Genomic DNA, 20,427 nt, shown 5'->3' on the forward strand with positions numbered 1-20,427 from the left:
CGCACCCCGGCATCACCGGGAACCGTGACGCCCCGCCCGGGCTGCGCGGCCGTCAGCCGGCGCCGGTGCCGGAGCCGTTACCGGTGCCGGAGCGGCGGCGGGCGAGGACCAGGCCCGCGCCGGCGCCGAGCAGCAGGAGGGCGCCGATGCCCAGATAGGTGGTGCCGGATCCGCCGCCGGTGGCGGCCAGATCCGGGCCGGTGCCCGGGCCGGCGTCCGGGCCGGCGTCGTCGGTGCCGCCGCGGACGGCGACGCCGGACTCGTCGGCGCCCTGCGGGACGGGGCCGGATCCCGGCTCCGCGGCCTCGGCCCGGGCCCCGGCCGCGGGGACGGCGGCGGGGCCGGTGCAGTCCGCCTCGGCCAGCACCACCGTGCCGGTCACCGCGGCGACATTGAGGTCCAGCGGATCGACCGACACGGTCAGTTCCAGGGCTGCGGCCGCGGCCGAGTCCTCCTCGGCGGTCTGCCGGGACAACTCCAGCCGCACGTCACCGACCCCCGGCACCGACACCTCGGTGGGGCCCTCGGCGTCCAGGGTGACCCGCTTGCCGAGCACCGTCACCGGACCGGCCACCCGGACGTCGGCGCTCGGGGCGCCGTCCGCCGGGCAGTCGGCCTCGGCGGCGACCGCGGACGCCGCCACGACCGGCAGCAGCGGCAGGCCGGGCAGCCGGACCCGGGCGTCGGCGAGTTCCACCTCGGCGCGGGTGCCGGCGGCGTCCGCCGTGGCCCGGGCGTCGGCGGCGCCGGCGCGCAGCAGGGCCACCGGGCCGCCCCGGCCGACGCCTTCCACGGTGACGTCCAGGGCCTTCTCGGCGGCGGTCCGCTCACCGTCCCCGGCGGCCACCGCCACCTCGTTCAGCACGGCGGTGAGCGGGACCCGCGCGGCGCCGTCGATCAGGGACACCTCCAGGCCGGTGCGGAGCACGACGGCATGCGCCGTGCCCGCCCCGCCGGATCCGGTGGTGTGCCCGGCCGCCGCGGCCGGTGCCGCGGCGGTGAGCGCGGCGCCGCCCGCCAGGGCCGCGCCGGCGGCGACGCTGGCGGTGGCGGTGGCGGTGGCGGTGGCGGAGAGCAGAACGGCCGCCCGGCGTGCGACGCCGGTGCGGCCAGGTGCGATGCGGTGCATGGGTGACAACCCCCACGACGGAATGGCGTCGCCGGTCCCGGGAACGGGACATCACCCGGGCCGGCGACCGGGACTCCGCCATCCTTGGCATTCCAGTCCGATCATGTGGTCTTTCCAGCGCCGATTCACCCCCACCGGGGAGACCCCGCCCCTGTGTGCGACACGGCCGCCGGGCAAGCACCGGCAGCCGCCCCGTTCACTCCACGATCCGGCCGCCCAGGATCACCCGGGAGGGGTGGGCCAGGGTCCGTACCTCCCGGCGCGGGTCCTCGGCGCACACCACCAGGTCCGCGGGCGCCCCCTCCTCCAGCCCCGGCCGGCCCAGCCAGGCGCGGGCCCGCCAGGCCGCCGCGTCCAGCGCGTCCGGGGCCGGGATACCGGCCTTCACCAGCTCCGCCACCTCGTCGGCCACCAGCCCGTGCGGCAGCGCGCCGCCGGCGTCCGTGCCCACGTACACCGGGATGCCCGCGTCCCAGGCGGCCCGCACGGTGTCGTAGCGCCGGGCGTGCAGCCGCCGCATGTGGTCCGCCCAGCGCGGGAACCTGGCCTCGCCCTGGTCGGCGAGGCGCGGGAAGGTGGCGATGTTGACCAGGGTGGGCACGATCGCCACCCCGCGCTCGGCGAACAGCGGGATGGTCTCCTCGGTCAGCCCCGTGGCGTGCTCCACGCAGTCGATCCCGGATTCCACCAGATCGCGCAGCGAGTCCTCGGCGAAGCAGTGCGCGGTCACCCGGGCGCCCTCCTGGTGGGCGGCGTCGATGGCCGCGGCCACCGCCTCGCGCGGCCAGCACGGCGCCAGATCGCCGGCCTGCCGCTCGATCCAGTCCCCGACCAGCTTCACCCAGCCGTCCCCGCGCCGGGCCTCCTGCCGGACATAGGCCACCAGTTGGTCCGGCTCGATCTCGTGTCCGTAGTTGCGGATGTAGCGGCGGGTCCGGGCGATGTGCCGGCCGGCCCGGATCAGCCTGGGGAGGTCGTCGCGGTGATCGATCCACCGGGTGTCGGCGGGCGAGCCGGCGTCCCGCAGCAGCAGGGCGCCGGCGTCCCTTTCGGCCAGCGCCTGCTTCTCCGTGGTGGCCCGGTCGACCGCGCCGTGGGCGTCCAGGCCCACATGGCAATGCGCGTCCACCAGGCCGGGCAGCACCCAGCCGGAGAGGGTGACGGCCGACCGGTCGGCGCGGGGCGGGGAGAAGCTGATCCGTCCGTCGATCACCCACACCTCGTCGCGCGCCTCGGCCTGCGGGTCGGCGCCGAGCAGTACCCGTCCGGTGATGTGGAGAACTGGTGTGGAACGCATGCCCCGCAGCCTACGAGGTGCCTGCTACGCTCCGCACTGATCGGGGGATTTGACCACAGAAGGCACCCGGAACGGTCCGGTGCCACGGGCGGCTCGGCAACGCCCCCGGGGCTACGGCAGCGAGACCGGCCATGGACCGGTGGCGACATGCTCTGACGGCACGTGCTTGGACGGCAGGACCGGCAGACGGCCCGGCGGCGCGACAACGCCCCCCGGCCCGTCCGGCGACGAGGAGGACGCGTGGCAACCCCTGCTGAAGAGTTCCACGCCTTCTTCGAGCGCCACCATGCCGAACTGGCCCGGCTGGCCCATCTGCTGCTGGGCGGCGGGGCCGGCCCGGACGGCGCGGACGACCTGGCCGCGGACGCCCTGGTGGCGCTGTGGAGCCACTGGGACCGGGTGCGGGCGGCCGAGCAGCCGCTGGCGTATGCGCGCGGGGTGGTGGTCAACATGGCCCGTTCCCGGATCCGCACTCTGGTGCGCGAGCGGCGGCGGGTGGCACTCTTCTGGGCACGGGAGCCGGAGACCACCGACGGACCGGATGTCCCGGCCGTGCTGGACGTGCGGGCGGCGCTGGGCCGCCTGCCGTACCGGAAGCGGGCCTGCGTGGTGCTGCGGCACGCCTTCGGGCTGTCCGAGAAGGAGACGGCCAGGGCGCTGGGCATCAGCGTCGGTACCGTGAAGAGCCAGACCTCGCGCGGAATCGCCGAGCTGGAACGGCTGCTGGAGCAAGGGGCCGGCAGGCCCGCCGGGAAGTCCGGCGGCGCCCCGGCCGCCGGCGGCGGCGGCTCAGGCCCGCCCTCCGCCTGGGGGAAGGTGCTGCGCGCCACTCCCGTGGACCGGCCCGTGGAACGGAGGATGTGATGCCGGCGCACCCCGAGGTGACCGAGCTGCTGCGCTCGGCCGCCCAAGCGCACCGGCCCGACCGGGACCGGATGCTGGAGCACATCCGGCAGGGCATGGCCGCCGCCGAGCGCTCCCGCAGCGGCCACGCGGCGCCGCGCAACGCGCGTGGCCTGCCCACGCTGCCGGGTCTGCCGGGTCTGCCCGGCGGCCGGTCCGGTCTGCCGGGCCTGCGCGGGCTGAGCCCGGCCTGGATGCGGGCGGCCACGGCCGCCGCCGCCCTGGTGGCCACCCTGGGCGGCGTCTCGGTGGCGGTGACCTGGAGCCAGGGCAGCGCCCCGGCGCTGCCCGGCCCGGCGGTGGGCGGCGGCACCCAGGGCGCCGAGGAGGACGGCCCCGATCCGCGCCCGGGACAGGACGGCCCGGACGCCGGCGGGGACCCGGCCGGCGAGGACTCGGACCCGCAGGGCGGCGGCAGCGGCGACGGCGGTGAGTCCGGCCGGAACGGCGGTGACGGTGACGGCGGCGGGCCCGCGGAGGGCACCGGGAGCCCCGGGACCGGGGAGTCCGGCACCGGGGAACCGGGGTCCGGCACGGAGGGCACCGGCGGCGGCCCGGCCGCCGGGGGCGGCGACACCCGGGGCGACGGCACCGCCGGCCAGGGGCCGCAGCCCGGGGACAGCGGCCAGGGCACCACCGCCGGCACCGCGGTGGGCGTGGGCGTGGAGGCGTATGTGGAAGGGCTGGACAACCCGCACTGGTCACAGCCCACCATCAGGCTGACGGCCGGGCAGCCGGTGGACTCGCTCACCCTCCAGCTCCGCATCACCCCGGAGAGCGAGGTCCGCAACCCGGTGCAGTGGCAGAACTTCTCCGAGGACGCCTTCGTCAAGTCGGTGCGCCAGGACGACGGCGCGCTGGTCTACGTGTGGGAGCTCAAGCCGGACGCGGAGCTGCCGGACGAGGTGTTCCTCTTCGCCGTGGGCTTCGAACACCCGGACAGCCACCGGACGGATGCGGACAGCTACTCACTGACCGGTTCGGGGCCGGACGGCCCCTTCGCCGCCGACGGTGAATTCTGAAAGAATTCCGTACGGCCCCGGCGGACAACCCGGGAAGACAAAACACTTTCTCTTCTTCCCCGTTTTCCCCAGCTCAAACAAAAAATATAAACTATTCCGCGCGAGGGCTTTTCCGCGCGCTCACGGCGCACGCGAGTCGCGAAAGTCACACAGGCGTTACACATATGTGACGCACTCCACAGCGAGGGCGTTATGCCCGGTAATGAACGGGCATAACACCACATAACGCCGCCCTCGGCCGACAGATCGCGGACCCGCCGAATAACATGACGCCCCCGCTTTTGTGAACCCCTGTCGGCGATGCAATCCAAATTTCTGCTGGGTAAATTCGAGCCACATGACTGCCGCACCAGCAGACCATCTACGGATTACCCGAGGACAGACCGACCGAGGACTGACGCTGAGCCCACCGCAGGTCGAGGACGGTGCCGCGCTGTGGCGCCTGGCCCGCGACTCCCGCGTGCTGGACCTGAACTCTTCGTACAGCTACCTGTTGTGGTGCCGGGACTACGCCGCCACCTCCGTGGTCGCCCGGGAGCCCGACGGCAGCCCGGCCGGGTTCATCACCGGCTACCTCCGCCCCGAGCAGCCGCACACCCTGCTCGTCTGGCAGGTGGCCGTGGACCACGGCCACCGCGGCCGGGGGGTGGCCGCGGCCATGCTGGACGGCCTGGTCGCGCGCACCGGGCAGGAGCTCGGCGTGACCGGCGTCGAGACCACCATCACCCCCGGCAACACCGCCTCCGAGCGGCTGTTCCGCTCCTTCGCCGAGCGCCACCGCGCACCGGTGGCCCGGGAAGTGCTGTTCGACACCGAGGTGTTCCCCGAGGGGGACCATCAGCCCGAGGTGCTGTACCGCATCGGACCGATCCCCGGCACCGACCACGGCGACCGCAGCGACCACGGCGACCGCGGCGGAGACGCCCGCGGCGGCCGGAGCGCCGCCGGCCACGACCACGCAGCACCCGTCCCCGCCTCCGCCGCACGACCCGCCGCCGACCGGTGACGATCCATCGGGAAACCCCGGGAAAGACTGGAGAGACCGTGACCCTCACGCAGCCCGATCTCAGCATCTTCCAGACCCTGGAGTCCGAGGTGCGCAGCTACTGCCGCGGCTGGCCGACCGTCTTCGACCGCGCGCAGGGAAGCACCCTCTACGACGAGGACGGCCGTCCCTACCTGGACTTCTTCGCGGGCGCCGGCTCGCTGAACTACGGCCACAACAACCCCGTGCTCAAGCGCGCGCTGCTGGACTACCTGGAGCGCGACGGCATCACCCACGGCCTGGACATGTCCACCAGCGCCAAACGGGCCTTCCTGGAGACCTTCCACGAGCTGGTGCTCAGCCCGCGCGGCCTGGACCACAAGGTGATGTTCACCGGCCCGACCGGCACCAACGCCGTGGAGGCGGCCCTGAAACTGGCCCGCAAGGTCAAGGGCCGGGAGGCCATCGTCTCCTTCACCAACGCCTTCCACGGCATGTCGCTGGGCGCCCTGGCGGTGACCGGCAACGCCTTCAAGCGGGCCGGCGCCGGCATCCCGCTGGTGCACGGCACCCCCATGCCCTTCGACGACTACCTGGACGGCGCCACCCCGGACTTCCTGTGGTTCGAGCGACTGCTGGAGGACTCCGGCTCCGGGCTGAACAAACCCGCCGCGGTGATCGTGGAGACCGTGCAGGGCGAGGGCGGCATCAATGTGGCCCGGGCCGAGTGGCTGCGCGCCCTCGCCGATCTGTGCCGCCGCCACGACATGCTGCTGATCGTGGACGACATCCAGATGGGCTGCGGCCGGACCGGCCCGTTCTTCTCCTTCGAGGACGCCGGCATCGTCCCGGACATCATCACCGTCTCCAAGTCGATCAGCGGCTACGGGCTGCCGCTGGCGCTCTGCCTGTTCCGGCGCGAGCTGGACATCTGGGAGCCTGGCGAGCACAACGGCACCTTCCGCGGCAACAACCCGGCCTTCGTCACCGCCGCCGCGGCGCTGCGCACCTACTGGGCGGACGCCCAGACGGAGAAGCAGACCGTGTCGCGCGGCGAGCAGGTGGAGGCCGCGCTGCGGGCGATCGCCGCCGAGCACCCGGAGACCGGTGCCCGGGTCCGCGGGCGCGGGCTGGCATGGGGCCTGGTGTTCGAGGAGCCCGCCCGGGCGGGTGCGGTCTGCCGGCGCGCCTTCGAGCTGGGCCTGCTGGTCGAGACCTCCGGGCCCGAGGATGAGGTGGTCAAACTGCTGCCGCCGCTGACCATCGACCCCGCGGAGCTGGACGAGGGCCTGCGCACCCTGGCCCGCGCCGTCCGCGAGACGGCCTGACCGGCCGTTCCCGGACAACCGGAACGCCGACGCCGGAACAAGACCACACGCCCCGCCGGGGACACCGGGCCGGAGGGCCACAGAGCCGTACACCAGGAAGGCGAAACCCACCGACATGATCGTCCGAACCCTCAGCGAGATCGAGAACTCCGACCGGGACGTGCGCTCGGCGTCCGGCACCTGGCGCAGCAAGCGGCTGATCCTGGCCGACGACCGGGTGGGCTTCTCCTTCCACGAGACCGTGCTCTACGCGGGCACCACGACCGACATGTGGTACAAGCACCACGTCGAGGCCGTCTACTGCGTGGCGGGTGACGCGGAGCTGACCGACCGGGAGACCGGCAAGGTCTACCGCATCACCCCCGGAACCCTCTATCTCCTCGACGGCCATGAGCGCCACACCCTGCGGGTCAAGGAGGACCTGCGGGTGCTGTGCGTGTTCAACCCGCCGGTGACCGGCCGCGAGGACCACGACGAGGAGGGTACCTACCCCCTGCTCACCGAGCCCGTCGGCGACTGAGCGCCGCCGGGCCCGGAAGAGCGGGGCCGTACAACACGACAAGCAGAGAGAGGACTGACAGCAGCTATGACGCTCGCACCCGAGCAGCCGGCCGACCTCTATCCGACCCGGGGCCCCAAGGAGGCGGTGACCCGGCGTCAGGACCCGGTGGTGTGGTCGGAGCCCGGCGCGCCGGGGCCGTTCACCGCCAATGAGGTGGCCGCCTACGACCGCGACGGCTTCCTCGCCCTCGACCGGCTCGTCTCCCCCGACGAGGTCGCGGTCTTCAACCGGGAGCTGGAGCGGCTCACCACCGATCCGCAGATCCGGGCGGACGAGCGCTCGGTCCTGGAGCCGGGCACCGGCCAGGTGCGGTCGGTCTTCGAGGTGCACAAGATCAGCGAGGTGTTCGGGCAGCTCGTCCACGACCCGCGGCTGGCCGACCGGGCGCGCCAGTTGCTGGGCTCGGACGTCTATGTCCACCAGAGCCGGATCAATGTGAAGCCCGGCTTCGGGGCCACCGGTTTCTACTGGCACTCGGACTTCGAGACCTGGCACGCCGAGGACGGACTGCCGCACATGCGGACCGTGTCGGTGTCGGTGGCGCTGACCGAGAACTACCCGTGGAACGGCTCGCTGATGATCATGCCGGGCTCCCACAAGACGTTCCTGGGCTGCGCCGGTGCCACCCCGAAGGACAACTACAAGCAGTCGCTGCAGATGCAGGACGCGGGCACGCCGTCCGACGAGCAGCTCACCGCGATGACCGCCGAGCACGGCATCCGGATGTTCACCGGGGCGCCGGGATCGGCGGTGTGGTTCGACTGCAACTGCATGCACGGCTCGGGCGACAACATCACGCCCTACCCGCGCAGCAATGTCTTCATCGTCTTCAACAGCGTGGAGAACACGGCGGTGGAGCCGTTCGCGGCGCCGGTGCGCCGCCCGGAGTTCATCGGCGCCCGGGACTTCACCCCGGTGCGCTGAGGCCCGGGCGCCCCTGACGCGCCCGGAGCCGTTCGCGGCGGTGGGGCGGGTGCCTGGCACCCGCCCCACCGCCGTTGTGCTCACCAGCACATGGCGGGCCCCCGGGATCGCGGCCCGGTGCGCGGACCCGCGGTGGCGGCGGCCCGGCCGGCGGCTCAGGCGTCCGTGTCCTCCAGCCGGACGACGCGGACGGCGGCGGCGGGCACGGTCAGCGGACCGACGGCGCGCCGGCCGGTGAGCAGTTCGGTGCCCGGGGCGGGGAGCTCCACGGTGGCCTCGCTGCCGGTGTGGTTGAGCACGAAGAGATAGCGGCCCTGTTCCCCGGCGCGCAGCACCACCTCGACATCGCGCGGCAGCCGGTCGCGCGGCGTGAGCCCGGCGTCCGCGCCGGCCGCGGCCAGCACCGCGTCCAGCCCGCCGGAGTCCAGCCGGGCCGAGACATACCAGGCGGTGCCGTCGCCCAGCCGGTGCCGGGTGACCGCCGGGCGGCCGGCCGCCGGGCCGTCCGCGTAGCTCCAGACCGTCTCGGCGCCCCGGGCCACCACGGTCTCGGCCCATACCGAGCCGCTGAGCCGGGGCCGGTCCGCCCCGCCGTCCAGGGTCACCGTCCGGCCGGCGTGCAGCGGCTGGAACTCCTCCACGGTCAGCCCCAGCACCTCGCGCAGCGCGCCCGGGTGCGGCCCGGGGTGGACGGCGTCGTGCTCGTCCACGATGCCGGAGAAGCAGGAGACCACCAGGGTGCCGCCGGCCTCGGTGTAGCGGCGCAGATTGTGCCCGGCCGCCTCGGTGGTCAGATACAGCGCCGGCACGACCACCAGCGGATGGGCCGAGAGGTCGGCCTCGGGGTGGGCGAAGTCCACGGTCAGATGGCGGTCGAAGAGCGCCGCGTACCAGGACTCGGCGCGCTCCCGCGCGTCCAGGTGGTCACTGGGGCGCCACTCCAGGTTCTGCGCCCACCAGGACTGCCAGTCCCAGACCATGCCGGCGTCGGCGACGGTCCGGGTACCGCGGATCTCGTCCAGGGCGACCAGGTCCCGGCCCAGGGACACCACCTCGCGCCAGATCCGGCTGTCGGTGCCGGCGTGCGGCACCATCGCGGAGTGGAACTTCTCCGCGCCCCGGCGCGAGGCCCGCCACTGGAAGAACATCGCGCCCTCCGAGCCGCGGGCCACATGGGCCAGGCTGTTGCGGGCCATCTCGCCGGGCTGCTTGGCGATGCCGCGCGGCTGCCAGTTGACCGCGCTGGTGGAGTGCTCCAGCAGCAGCCAGGGCCGGCCGCCGCCCACCGAGCGGGTCAGGTCGGCGGCCATGGAGAGATTGATGTGATTGCGCTCGTCCTCGGCGACCAGGTAGTGGTCGTTGGTGACGATGTCGACCTCGCGGGCCCACTTCCAGTAGTCGATGGTGTCGCACTGGGTGGGCGAGACCATGAAGTTGGTGGTCACCGGGATACCGGGGGACAGTTCGTGCAGCAGGTCCCGCTCGCGCGTGAAGTTCTCCAGGGCGGCGTCCCCCGCGAACCGGGCGTAGTCCAGCCGCTGGGCGGGATTGCAGGTGGTGGGGGTGGCCCGGGGCGGCTGGATCTCGGACCAGTCGCCGTATGCCTGGCCCCAGAAGGCGGTGCCCCAGGCCTCGTTCAGCTTCTCCGGCGTCCCGTAGCGGTCCGCCAGCCAGGAGCGGAAGTGCTCGGCCGAGGTCTCGCAGTAGCACTCCAGCACCGGCACCCCGTACTCGTTGTGCACATGCCACATGACCACCGCCGGGTGGCGGCCGTAGCGCTCGCCCAGTGCCCGGGTGATCCGGGCGGCGGCCTCCCGGTAGGCGGGTGAGCTGTGGCAGATCGCGCCGCGCGAGCCGAACTCCCAGCGCACCCCCTCCCGGCTGACCGGCAGCGCCTCGGGGTGGGCGCGGTAGAACCAGGCGGGCGGCACCACGGTGGGGGTGGCCAGGTCCACCCGGATGCCGGCCTCGTGCAGCATGCCGATGATCCGGTCCAGCCAGCCGAAGTCGTACCCGCCGGGCCTCGGCTCCAGCTTCGCCCAGGAGAAGATCCCCAGACTGACCAGATTGACCCCGGCCTCGCGCATCAGCGCCACATCCTCGGCCCAGACCTCCTCCGGCCACTGCTCGGGGTTGTAGTCCCCGCCGTAGGCGAGCGAGGACAGGGGCGCGGGCGGGGTAGCGGCGTCGTGGGGCATCTGCGGGCTCCTGACGGGTGCGCCGGGCCACTGGCCTGCGGCGGAGGACGGACATCGCGGCTCGCGGCCCGGTGCTGGGAACGTACACGGCTCCGGCCACTCACAAAAATCAAGATAACCGCACAGGAACAACCATTGACAAGGGTTTCCCCACTGCGGACCCGGGCCCGCCGGCCGGATCCGGACGCCGCCTTCGTCACCTCCGGCCCGATGACCCGGGGCGTCCCGGCGCCGCCGGAGGCGGCCGGCCACCGCGTTCCCGGGGACGTCGCCGGCGCCGGTTCCGACGGCTCCCCCGCCGCGCTCACGGCCCGCCCGGTGAACCGACCGCGATCCACCGGCAATTGCCGAACCACTGCATACAATATTCCCAATTCACTGCTTCGAGCGAAAGACATTCCTTCTTCCGGTCGCCCGAATTACCCTTCCAAGAAGCAAGGGAAAAGCGGAAGTTCACCGGAAGAAGGGAAATCCTCATGAAGCAGGCGGCAAAGGCGGCGATGACCGCCGCGGTCTCCCTCGGCGTTCTCACCACCAGCGTGCTCGCGGGCTCGGGCCAGGCCGTGGCGCAGAGCGGAGTCGCGCTGAAGAACATCGGCATGGACGGTTATGTGCTCGACAACGACCGCGGCGGCAGCACCGATTCGAGCGTGCTGGTCTACGAGCGGAACGGCGGGGCGAACCAGACCTGGAACATCACCCCCGCGGGCCGCAACCCGGTCCAGATCCAGCAGAACATCGGAGGCGAGCCACTGTGCGTCGCCGCGGTGCCCACCAGCGGCATCGTCGAGGTCTCCATGCAGCAGTGCGACAACGGGGGCGTGACGTTCTGGATCGAGGTCAAGGTCGGAGACAACGCATATGTCTACCGCAGCCGGACCAACGGCGGATGCCTTACCGCCACCCGGGAGAACGCCCCCGTGGAACTCACCGAATGCGACTACAGCGAGCAATACCAGCAGTGGAAAAAGGACTATGTCGTCTGACAGCCGCCTGACAGCCGTCCGACAGCCGTCCGACAGCCGTCTATTAACGGTCGTTTTCTGTTCCGGGGCGGCCGGAATCACGCACCGAGGATGCACCGTGGCACAGACCGAGCGCAGCACCGGGCCCGCCCGCGCTTTCCCTCCGGGCCCCGGGGAGGAGGCCGGCCGGATACGGCCGCGCCGGTGGGCCGGGCTGGTGGCCGGGGCGGCCCTGGCGGTGCTGCTCCGGTGGGCGCTGCCCGATTCGCTGGCCGCCCCGGACAAGAACGTGGCGGCCGTGGCCGCGCTGATGGCGGTGTGGTGGACGACCGAGGCGCTGCCGCTGCCGGTCACCGCGCTGGTACCGCTGATCGCCTTCCCGGTGCTGGATGTCGCGCCGCTCGCCGAGGCCGCCGGGCCGTACGCCAGCCCGGTGATCTTCCTCTTCCTCGGCGGCTTCCTGATCGCCATCGCCATGCAGCGGTGGAATCTGCACATCCGGTTCGCGCTGGCCACCCTCGCCCTGGTGGGCACCGCGCCGCACCGGATGATTCTGGGCTTCATGGTGGCCACCGCCGTGCTGTCCATGTGGATCTCCAACACGGCGACGGCCGTGATGATGCTGCCGATGGGGGTCGCCGTGCTGGGGCTGGTGGCCCGGTCGGGCGAGGGCCGCCGGGACCGGGACTTCGCCACCGCGCTGATGCTGGGCATCGCCTACGCCGCGACGATCGGCTCCCTGGCCACGGTCATCGGCACCCCGCCCAACACCCTGCTGCGCGGCTTTGCCGAGGAGAACTTCGGCATCAGGATCGGCTTCTTCCAGTGGATGCGGTTCGGGGTGCCGCTCTCCGCGGTCTTCCTGGTCATGGCGTGGCTGGTGCTCACCAAGGTGGTGTTCCGGCCGGGCACCGGGGAGATCCCCGGCGGGCAGGAGCTGATCGCGGCGCGGCGGCGCGCCCTGGGGCCGGTCGGCCGGCCGGAGTGGACGGTGCTGGCGGTCTTTCTGGGCGCTGCGGTGAGCTGGGTGCTCTTTCCGCAGCTTCACGGAATCTGGCCATGGACGGAGCGGGTCGACGACACGGTGATCGCGATCACCGCGGCCCTGCTGCTGTTCGCCCTGCCCGTCGCCCCGGGCGGCCGTATCCGGGCACTCACCTGGGAGGACACCCGTGAGCTGCCCTGGGGCATACTGCTCCTGTTCGGCGGCGGGCTGGCGCTGTCGGCCGCCTTCAGCCGGGACGACGGCGAGGGCGGCACCACCGGCCTCGGCCCGTGGATCGGCGAGCGGGTGACCGGTCTGGACGGCCGGCCGGTGCTGCTGGTCGTGGTGGCCATGGCGGTGCTGGTGCTCTTCCTCACCGAGCTCACCAGCAACACCGCCACCGCCGCCACCTTCCTGCCCGTCATGGCCGGGGTGGCGGGCGGCCTGGGCATGGACCCGATGCTGCTGCTGCTCCCGGTGACGGTCGCGGCGAGCTGCGCCTTCATGCTCCCGGTGGCCACCGCCCCCAACGCCCTGGTGTTCGCCTCCGGCCGGGTCACCATCGGCCAGATGGCCCGGGCCGGCCTATGGCTCAACCTCATCGGCGCCGTTCTGCTGACCCTGGCCCTCTACGCCCTGGGCCTCCCCGTGTTCGCCATCCGGCTCTGAGGCGCGTTCAGGTGCCCGGTCCCGCGGTGCCGCCGGCGGACGCGTACCGCGGAGGCCCGGAGGCCCGGAGGCCCGGTACACCTGGATCGTCACGCCCTTCGGGGTGACCCCTGAGCCGGCCAGGAGACATTCATGGTGACCGTCGGTCTCATGGGCCGGTCCTTTTCCTTCCGTGGCGGCTGCCGGAAACGCCGCTGCCCCTCCCGGGGGTCCGCCGGGAGGGGCAGGTGCGGAGCGGTGGGGGCGCGGTCAGGCGCCGATCACTCCGCCATCGGTGCGGCTGATCACCACGGTAGCCGACCGCGGACGGCCGTCCGGATCGAAGTCGGGCCAGTTGGAGACGGCCCGGGGGTTCTCCGGGGTGGGCTCGCCGAACACGGCGGTGGCCTCACCCGGGTGCTGGACATTGACGAACATGGTCCGGCCGTCGTCGGTGATCACGGCGCCGGTGATCTCGCAGCCGCGCGGCCCGGTGAGGAAGCGGCGGACCTCACCGGTCTTCGGGTCGGCGGCCAGGAGCTGGTTGTTGCCGATGTTGTCGTGGCCGCGGTCCGCCCGGTTCTGGGTGGAGTTGGACACATCGGTCATGATCCACAGCCGGCCGTCCCGGTCGAAGTGCAGGCCGTCGGGCGAACCGTGCAGGCTGTCCTCGTCCAGGGTGACCGAGGAGTCGTAGGCCGGGTCGCCGGAGAGCAGGAAGATGTCCCAGGTGAAGGTGGTGGCGGTGTTGTCGCCGTTCTTCTCGGCCCAGCGGATGATGTGACCGTACGGGTTGGGGGTGCGCGGGTTGGCCGCGTTGCCGCCGGAGCCGTTGGTCAGGGCGCAGTAGACGTCCTTGTTCTTCGGGTTGACGGAGACCCACTCGGGGCGGTCCATCGGGGTGGCGCCGAGCGCGTCGGCCGCCTCCCGGGTGCGCAGCAGCACATCGGCCTGGTCCTGCCAGCCGTTGGCGGCGGTCAGCGGGCCCTCGCCGAAGACCAGCGGCAGCCACTCGCCGCTGCCGTCGTCGTTGAACCTCGCCACATACAGGGTGCCGTGGTCCAGCGGGCTGCGGCGGCGCGCCCGGTGGGCGCGCCAGCTGCCCTCGCCGACGAACTTGTAGATGTAGTCGCCGCTCTGGTCGTCACCCGAGTAGGCGACGACCCGGCCGCGGGACTCGGTGACGGTGCAGCCCTCGTGCTTGAAGCGGCCCAGGGCGGTGCGCTTGACCGGCTTGGCGTACGGGTTGTGCGGGTCGATCTCGACGATCCAGCCGAAACGGTTCAGCTCGTTGCCGTTGACGGCCACGTCGAAGCGCGGGTCGGCCAGGTGCCAGCGGTAGCCGAAGCCGGTGGCCGAGACGCCGTAGCGGGCCTGCTCCGGGGTGGGCCCCCAGGAGGGGTCCTCGGTGCCGAAGTAGCCGTTCCAGTTCTCCTCGCAGGCCAGGTAGGTGCCCCAGGGGGTCACGCCGTGCGAGCAGTTGTTGAGGGTGCCCATGGGCTCGTTGCCGGAGGCCAGCGCCGGGTGGTCCAGAGTGACCGGCCCGGAGAAGCCGACCGGGGTGGTACCGGTGACCCGGCGGGCGAAGCGGGAACGGACCTGCTTCCACTCACCGTTCCACTTGCGCTCCACCTCGACCACGCTGACGCCGTGGGCGGCCAGGGCCTTGGCGACCTTGTCGGCGGTCATCTCTGCGTCGCCGTCCGGGTAGAGCAGGGCGGCGTCGGTGTACTCGTGGTTGAGCACCAGCAGGCCGCGGCGGCAGCTCCGGCCCCAGCCCAGGGGGAAGAAGTGCATGCCGTCGTGGTTCATGCCGATCTGCTCGGCCTGCTCGGCGGCGGTGTTGCTGCCGTCCTTCTTCCAGGCCGGGCCGCCGGGGCGGAGCGGGGTGCCCCAGGGGATGATGACCTGGGTGCGGTAGCCGGGCGGGACGGTGAACTCGTCCGCGTCGCTGGCCGGCACCGGCTCGAAGCCCAGCAGGTCCCTGCGGCCGTGGCCCTTGCCCCGCCCGCCGTGGTGACCGTGACCGTGGCCATGGCCGCGGCCGTGCGCCGCGGCCGGGGCCGCCCCGCCGAGCGCCGAGCCGGCGACCAGGAAACCGGCCGCGGCGACGGTGGTGCCGCGCAGCGCGGCACGGCGGGAGAGGAACGATTCGGCAACCTGCTGGAACGGCCGGTTGCCGGAGGTGTTGGAGCTGATCTCGTCCGGGTCGTAGGCGGGAAAGACCTGGGCCCTGGCTGACTGGTCTGACATCCTCGCTGGCCTCACTGTGCTCGTCGGCCCCGCCGTTGCGGGGTAGGGGGGACGTGAACTGCGCGCGAGAGTAGGAGCCGCCCGTGGCTTCCAGTCACCGCAACGGTGAACGGCCGACCACCACCGGCCATACGGGTGATGTGACGCGGGTAGCACGGCTGTACGCGGCGGTGCCGGCGGCACGGTCGGGTGCCGCCGGCACCGGCCGGTACGGGGATATGGGCTCCGGGACAGCGGATACGGGATACGGAATACGGGATGCGGGCCGCGGGATACGGGCCGCGGGTCAGCGCCCGGCGGGCTCCTCGCGCCGGCCGTTCACCCGGCGCGGCAGGCCCAGCGGATTGGCGTCGTGGAGTTCGGGCGGCAGCAGGGCCTCGGGGGTGTTCTGGTAGACCACCGGGCGCAGCCAGCGCTCGATCGCGGTGGCCCCGACCGAGGTCGAGGTGGAGGTGGTGGCCGGGTACGGGCCACCGTGGTGCTGGGCCGGGGCGACCGCCACACCGGTCGGCCAGCCGTTGACCAGCAGCCGGCCGGCGTACGGCCGCAGCTCCGCCAGCAGCCGGGCGGCCTCGCCGTCCGGCTCCTCCGCCTCGGTGCCGCCGATGTGCACGGTGGCGGTCAGCGAGCCGCCGATCCGCTCCAGCGCCGCACTGATCTCGGCCGGGTCGCCGTACCGGGCGATCACCGTGACCGGGCCGAAGCACTCCTCCAGCAGCAGGTCGTACTCCCCGCCGCCGGCGGCCAGGCGGTCGGCCGGAACGGTGAGAAAGCCGGCCGCGACCCCGCCGGAGCCGCCCGCTCCCGGGGTGACCGGGGCCTGGACCCCGTCCAGCCCGGCGCGGGCGGCCACTCCGGCGGCGAAGGCCTCCCGCATCCGGGCGTCCAGCATGACGCCCTCCGGGGTGCCGGACAGCGCGCCGGCCAGGGAGGTGACGAGCTGATCACCGCTCTCCCCCGCCGGGGTGAAGACCAGTCCTGGCTTGGTGCAGAACTGGCCGGTGCCCATGGTCATCGAGCCGGCCAGCCCGGCGCCGATCTCCCCGGCGCGTTCCCCGGCCGCGGCCCGGGTGATCACCACGGGGTTGAGGCTGCCCAGTTCGCCGTGGAACGGGATCGGCACCGGACGGGCCGCCGCCGCGTCGAACAGGGCGCGCCCGCCGCGCACCGAGCCGGTGAAGCCGGCCGCGGCCACCAGCGGGTGCTTGATCAGCTCCACTCCGGCGTCGAAGCCGTGCACCAGGCCGAGCACGTTCTCGTCCAGACCGGCCTCGGCGGCGGCCCGGCGCAGCGCGGCGGCGCACAGTTCGGAGGTGGCGGGGTGGTCGGGGTGGGCCTTGACCACCACCGGGCAGCCCGCGGCCAGCGCGCTGGCGGTGTCGCCGCCGGGGACGGAGAAGGCGAGCGGGAAGTTGGAGGCGGCGTAGACCGCGACCACGCCCAGCGGGATGCGGTAGCGGCGCAGATCGGGGCGGGGCGGGGTGGCCGAGGGATCGGCGTGGTCGATGATCACGCCCAGGTGGCCGCCGTCCTCGGCCTCGTCCGCGAAGGCACGCAACTGGCCGGTGGTGCGGGCGAGTTCGCCCTTGAGGCGGACCTCGCCCAGGGCGGTCTCGGCATCGGCGGTGCGCACGATCTGCTCGGCCGCCGCCTCCAGTTGCGCCGCGGCACCGCGCAGCAGGGCGGTGCGGGCCGCGCGGTCCGCGAGTCCGGTGCGGGCGGCCTCGGCCGCCCGCACGGCCGCGTCCACATCGGCCGCGGTGGCCTCCTGGCCGATCTGTTCGCGCTGCTGCCCCGTCCGGGGGTCGACGCTCCACACTGGTGCTGGCACCGCGTACTCCTCCTGGGCGTCCCACTCGGACGCCATCCGAGATGTCGAACAGCGTCTGTACCTGCGAATTTCCGTCCCGGACCCTATCGGCCGCCGTGCACTGCGAGCAAGGAGCCCGCCTCGCTGCGGCGCCTGCCCGCCGGGCCGTATCGCAGCCTATCTCGCAATCGGTTGCAGTAATAGATGCACGCCCTCTTGATGTAATAGCGGGAAAGCGCGAAGATCGCGCAACCGCTTGTCGCGTTGAGGGGTGCGCCGGGCGGTCGCCGCCGGGGTGCGCTCCGGGGCGGGCAGCGGGCCGGCTCCCCGTGCGAAGGAGCCGGCCCGCCGATCTCCCTCGGCCACCGTCCCCTTACCGGCCGCCACCGCCAAGGAGTGGTGAACCACCCCCCGAGCCGCCGCGGTTGGCCTAGTCTGGCCAAATGATCAACCGATCACACACCGCAGCCGCCGGCGCCGGGGCCCTCGCCCGCCCCCGGGACGTCCGCCGCACCCCGGTACCGCGCGCCGCATGACCCGGCTGCGACGGCGCTGGGCGCATCTGCTGCTGGGCGCCGCGCTCTGCCTGCCGTACTACCTGCTCACGCTGGCCGTGCTGGTGCTGGCCGTCCCGGGCGACGACGGCTGGCGGGATCCCGTGCCGCATCTGCTGGCGCTGGCCGTCTCCGCTCCGCTGATCGCGGCCTGCGAACTGCTGCTGGATCTGCGGCTGCTCCAGATCCGGGCGGCGCGGGCGCTGAGCGTCGGCAGCCCGCAGCTGCTGCCGCTGCCGGCGGAGGGCCGGGCCGTCCCGGACGGCGCCGCGCGGCGCCGCACCGCGGTATGGAACGTGATCCATCTGGAGGTGGGCGCCCTGGCGGGCGCGGCCACCGTGATCGTGCCGCCGCTGGCCGCCGTGCTGCTGGCGGTCCCCTTTGTGCCGGGCCTGGCCGGCAGTCTGCTGGCGGACAGCGCGCTGCCCGCCGCGCTGGCCCCGGCCGCCGGTCTCTCCCTGCTCGCCGGGCTGCTGATCGCGGTGGGCGCGGCCGGCGGGCTGCTGGCCCGGCTGGCCCCGCCACTGCTCGGCCCGACCGCGGCGGACCGGCTGGCCGAGGCGGAGCGGCTGGCCGCCGGGCTGGCCGCCCGCTGCCGACTGGGCCTGGAACTGCATCACTCGGTGGTCCACTCGCTGGGCGCGGTCGCCTCCCAGGCCGCCACCGCCCGCAAGGTGCTGGGATCCGACCCCGCCTTTGTGCGCAGCGCGCTCTCCGCCATCGAGCAGACCAGCCTCCAGGCGGTCGCCGAACTCGGCACCCTGCTCGGGCTGCTGCGGGACGGCGAGGAGGCCGGGACGGGGCCCGCGCCGACCCTGGCGGAGCTGCCGGACCTGCTGGACGGCAGCCGCGCGGCCGGCCTGCGGGTGCGGCTGGAGCGGCTGGACGCGGTGGACCGGCTGCCGGGGGCGATATCGCGCGAGGGCTACCGGATCGTCCAGGAAGGACTCTCCAGCCTGCTGCGGCACGCCCGGGACCGGCCGGTGCGGCTGACCGTCGCCGCGGACCGGACCGAGCTGACCATCACGATCGAGAACGCCGCCGGCGCGGGAGGCGTCGGCGCCCTCCCCCGGCCGGGCGGCGACCCGGGGCTCGACGGGGTGGCGGAACGGGTCGCGCTGCTCGGCGGTGCGGCGCGCTGGGGCACCGACAACGGCCGCTGGCGCCTCTTCGCCCGCCTCCCGCTCCAGCCCCGGCCCGCCGCCGGCCCGGACGACACCCCCGCCGCGCGCTGAGCGCCACGCCGCGGCGCAGCCGCCCGCGTCCCCGGGCGTCCCCGCGGGGAGCGGCGCTCAGCCGATGCCGAGGAGCTGTTCGACCGGGTCGATGGCGAAGTAGACGACGAACAGCGCCGCCGCGGCCCAGAGCAGCCAGTGCACCCTGCGGGCCCGGCCGGCCACCGCCATCAGCACCGCGTAGGCGAGGAAGCCCGCGCCGATGCCGTTGGTGATGGAGTAGGTGAAGGGCATCACCGCGATGGTCAGAAAGGCCGGGATCGCCACGGTGAGGTCGGACCAGTCGATCCGGGCCGCCTGGGTCATCATCAGAAAGCCCACCGCCACCAGGGCCGGCGCCGCCGCCTGCGAGGGCACCACCGCGGCCAGCGGGGCGAAGAACAGCGCCAGCGCGAACAGCCCGCCGGTGACCAGATTGGCGAAGCCGGTGCGGGCACCCTCGCCGACCCCGGCCGCCGACTCGATGTAGGAGGTGGCGGAGGACGCCGAGGCCGCGCCGCCGCCCACCGTCGCCAGGCCGTCCACGAAGAGCAGCCGGCCCAGCCGCGGCACCCGGCCCCGCTCGTCCAGCAGCCCGGCCTCGCCGGTGACGCCGACCGCGGTACCCATGGTGTCGAAGAAGTCGGTCAGGAAGAGGGTGAACACCAGCAGCACCACGGTGACCGCGCTGACCTCGGCGAACGCGCCGAACAGGCTGAACTCCCCGATCAGGCCGAAGTCCGGGGCGGCCACCAGGTCATCCGGCCACTCGGGCGTGGTCAGGCCCCACTCGACGCCGTCGGCGACCGCGTTGACGGCCATCGCCACCAGGGTCATGGTGACGATGGAGATCAGGATCGCGCCCCTGACCCTGCGCACCAGCAGGGCGAAGGCCAGCAGCAGGCCCAGGCAGAAGATCAGCACCGGCCAGCCGGTGAGCGAGCCGCCGGTGCCCAGGGTGACGGCGGTGCCCTCGCCCTGGCTGACGAAGCCCGCGTTGACCATGCCGATCAGGGCGATGAACAGGCCGATGCCCACCCCGATGGCGTGCTTGAGCGGCATCGGGATGGCGTGCATCACCGCCTCGCGCAGCCCGGTGGCGGCCAGCAGGCAGATGAGAATGCCCTCCAGGACCACCAGTCCCATGGCGTCCGGCCAGGTCATCCGGGGCGCCAGCCCGTAGGCCACCATGGCGTTCAGCCCCAGGCCCGCGGCGAGCGCCAGGGGAAGATTGGCCGTCACCCCCATCAGCACCGTCATCACCGCGGCCACCAGGGCGGTGGCGGTGACCAACTGGCCGAAATCGAGCTGCTCGCCGTTCACGTCCCGGGCGCCGCCCAGGATGATCGGGTTCAGCACCAGGATGTAGGCCATGGTGAAGAACGTGGCCAGGCCGCCGCGCAGCTCGCGGGCGAAGGTGGTGTGACGGGCGGAGAGCTGGAAGTAGTCGTCGATCCGCCGGACGGCCGGGTGCCGGTGTTCCTTGCCGGCCTTGCCGGCCTGTCCGGCGGTCTGTGAGGAAGGTGACATCGGGGTGACCTCTGCTCCTCGGGCTGGGGGGTGGGGTGACGGAGGGATTGTGCCGGTCCGCCCGCCCGCACGGGTTTCCCCCGGTGGCACGATGCCGGTCCGTTACGGAATCGAGTCGGT

Annotated in this window: 14 protein-coding genes and 1 pseudogene; 9 read left to right on the forward strand and 6 right to left on the reverse strand. The window is 73.4% G+C overall.

The window, feature by feature from the left end:
• Positions 1-52: 52 nt before the first annotated feature.
• Positions 53-1,129 carry an SCO1860 family LAETG-anchored protein gene (locus BM242_RS13075; RefSeq protein ID WP_093838976.1) on the reverse strand — a complete coding sequence of 359 codons (1,077 nt, stop codon included), beginning with the start codon at positions 1,127-1,129 and terminating at the stop codon, positions 53-55.
• 196 nt (positions 1,130-1,325) lie between these two features.
• On the reverse strand, positions 1,326-2,426 hold the full coding sequence (locus tag BM242_RS13080) for an amidohydrolase family protein (RefSeq protein ID WP_093838977.1): 1,101 nt from the start codon (positions 2,424-2,426) through the stop codon (positions 1,326-1,328).
• A gap of 240 nt (positions 2,427-2,666) precedes the next feature.
• On the opposite strand from BM242_RS13080, the gene BM242_RS13085 reads away from it, so the two are divergent.
• The 6 genes and pseudogenes from BM242_RS13085 (at position 2,667) to thpD (ending at position 8,150) form a co-directional block, all read left to right on the forward strand.
• Positions 2,667-3,290: a SigE family RNA polymerase sigma factor gene (locus BM242_RS13085; RefSeq protein WP_093838978.1), complete on the forward strand. Its 624-nt coding sequence runs from the start codon at positions 2,667-2,669 to the stop codon at positions 3,288-3,290.
• Positions 3,290-4,351, forward strand: coding sequence for a hypothetical protein (locus BM242_RS30805; RefSeq protein ID WP_093838979.1), 1,062 nt, complete (start codon positions 3,290-3,292; stop codon positions 4,349-4,351). Before BM242_RS13085 ends, BM242_RS30805 begins: the two co-directional genes overlap by 1 nt.
• Positions 4,352-4,688: 337 nt before the next feature.
• Positions 4,689-5,222 (forward strand): annotated as a pseudogene (ectA, locus tag BM242_RS13095) (diaminobutyrate acetyltransferase); the annotation flags it as partial.
• 173 nt (positions 5,223-5,395) lie between these two features.
• Positions 5,396-6,664 (forward strand): diaminobutyrate--2-oxoglutarate transaminase, encoded by a 1,269-nt coding sequence (gene ectB / locus BM242_RS13100; protein ID WP_093838981.1) that lies wholly within the window; start codon positions 5,396-5,398, stop codon positions 6,662-6,664.
• A 115-nt stretch (positions 6,665-6,779) separates the two neighbouring features.
• Positions 6,780-7,184 carry an ectoine synthase gene (locus BM242_RS13105; RefSeq protein WP_093838982.1) on the forward strand — a complete coding sequence of 135 codons (405 nt, stop codon included), beginning with the start codon at positions 6,780-6,782 and terminating at the stop codon, positions 7,182-7,184.
• A gap of 66 nt (positions 7,185-7,250) precedes the next feature.
• Complete coding sequence (gene thpD, locus BM242_RS13110) at positions 7,251-8,150, forward strand: ectoine hydroxylase (protein ID WP_093838983.1); 900 nt, start codon at positions 7,251-7,253, stop codon at positions 8,148-8,150.
• Between the two features lie 155 nt (positions 8,151-8,305).
• Here the strand turns inward: thpD and BM242_RS13115 are convergent, their stop codons facing one another.
• Entirely contained in the window at positions 8,306-10,348 is a 2,043-nt protein-coding gene (locus BM242_RS13115) for a beta-galactosidase (protein ID WP_093838984.1), read from the reverse strand.
• A gap of 476 nt (positions 10,349-10,824) precedes the next feature.
• Between BM242_RS13115 and BM242_RS13120 the strand changes: the two genes are divergently transcribed.
• A complete protein-coding gene (locus BM242_RS13120) occupies positions 10,825-11,334 on the forward strand; it encodes an RICIN domain-containing protein (protein WP_093838985.1) in 510 nt (169 codons plus the stop codon).
• A gap of 97 nt (positions 11,335-11,431) precedes the next feature.
• The gene (locus BM242_RS13125) at positions 11,432-12,967 is read left to right on the forward strand and encodes an SLC13 family permease (RefSeq protein ID WP_217652470.1); all 1,536 of its coding nucleotides are present in this window, start codon (positions 11,432-11,434) and stop codon (positions 12,965-12,967) included.
• 249 nt (positions 12,968-13,216) lie between these two features.
• Here the strand turns inward: BM242_RS13125 and BM242_RS13130 are convergent, their stop codons facing one another.
• Positions 13,217-15,199 (reverse strand): PhoX family protein, encoded by a 1,983-nt coding sequence (locus BM242_RS13130; protein WP_093838987.1) that lies wholly within the window; start codon positions 15,197-15,199, stop codon positions 13,217-13,219.
• 286 nt (positions 15,200-15,485) lie between these two features.
• Complete coding sequence (locus BM242_RS13135) at positions 15,486-17,030, reverse strand: aldehyde dehydrogenase (NADP(+)) (protein ID WP_245834030.1); 1,545 nt, start codon at positions 17,028-17,030, stop codon at positions 15,486-15,488.
• 511 nt (positions 17,031-17,541) lie between these two features.
• Here BM242_RS13135 and BM242_RS13140 point away from each other — a divergent pair.
• A complete protein-coding gene (locus BM242_RS13140; RefSeq protein WP_093838988.1) occupies positions 17,542-18,798 on the forward strand; it encodes a sensor histidine kinase in 1,257 nt (418 codons plus the stop codon).
• Between the two features lie 57 nt (positions 18,799-18,855).
• On the opposite strand, the gene BM242_RS13145 is transcribed toward BM242_RS13140, so the two are convergent.
• A complete protein-coding gene (locus tag BM242_RS13145) occupies positions 18,856-20,307 on the reverse strand; it encodes an NCS2 family permease (protein ID WP_093838989.1) in 1,452 nt (483 codons plus the stop codon).
• Positions 20,308-20,427 lie beyond the last annotated feature (120 nt).

The organism is Streptomyces aidingensis, assembly GCF_900112355.1.
GTDB lineage: Bacteria > Actinomycetota > Actinomycetes > Streptomycetales > Streptomycetaceae > Streptomyces > Streptomyces aidingensis.

Bases quoted from the DNA above. Each gene is read 5' to 3' on its own strand.
- BM242_RS13075 (WP_093838976.1), bottom strand. From the start codon at position 1,129: ATGCACCGCATCGCACCTGGCCGCACCGGCGTCGCACGCCGGGCGGCC.
- BM242_RS13080 (WP_093838977.1), bottom strand. From the start codon at position 2,426: ATGCGTTCCACACCAGTTCTCCACATCACCGGACGGGTACTGCTCGGC.
- BM242_RS30805 (WP_093838979.1), top strand. From the start codon at position 3,290: ATGCCGGCGCACCCCGAGGTGACCGAGCTGCTGCGCTCGGCCGCCCAA.
- BM242_RS13105 (WP_093838982.1), top strand. From the start codon at position 6,780: ATGATCGTCCGAACCCTCAGCGAGATCGAGAACTCCGACCGGGACGTG.
- thpD (WP_093838983.1), top strand. From the start codon at position 7,251: ATGACGCTCGCACCCGAGCAGCCGGCCGACCTCTATCCGACCCGGGGC.
- BM242_RS13115 (WP_093838984.1), bottom strand. From the start codon at position 10,348: ATGCCCCACGACGCCGCTACCCCGCCCGCGCCCCTGTCCTCGCTCGCC.
- BM242_RS13120 (WP_093838985.1), top strand. From the start codon at position 10,825: ATGAAGCAGGCGGCAAAGGCGGCGATGACCGCCGCGGTCTCCCTCGGC.
- BM242_RS13130 (WP_093838987.1), bottom strand. From the start codon at position 15,199: ATGTCAGACCAGTCAGCCAGGGCCCAGGTCTTTCCCGCCTACGACCCG.
- BM242_RS13140 (WP_093838988.1), top strand. From the start codon at position 17,542: ATGACCCGGCTGCGACGGCGCTGGGCGCATCTGCTGCTGGGCGCCGCG.
- BM242_RS13145 (WP_093838989.1), bottom strand. From the start codon at position 20,307: ATGTCACCTTCCTCACAGACCGCCGGACAGGCCGGCAAGGCCGGCAAG.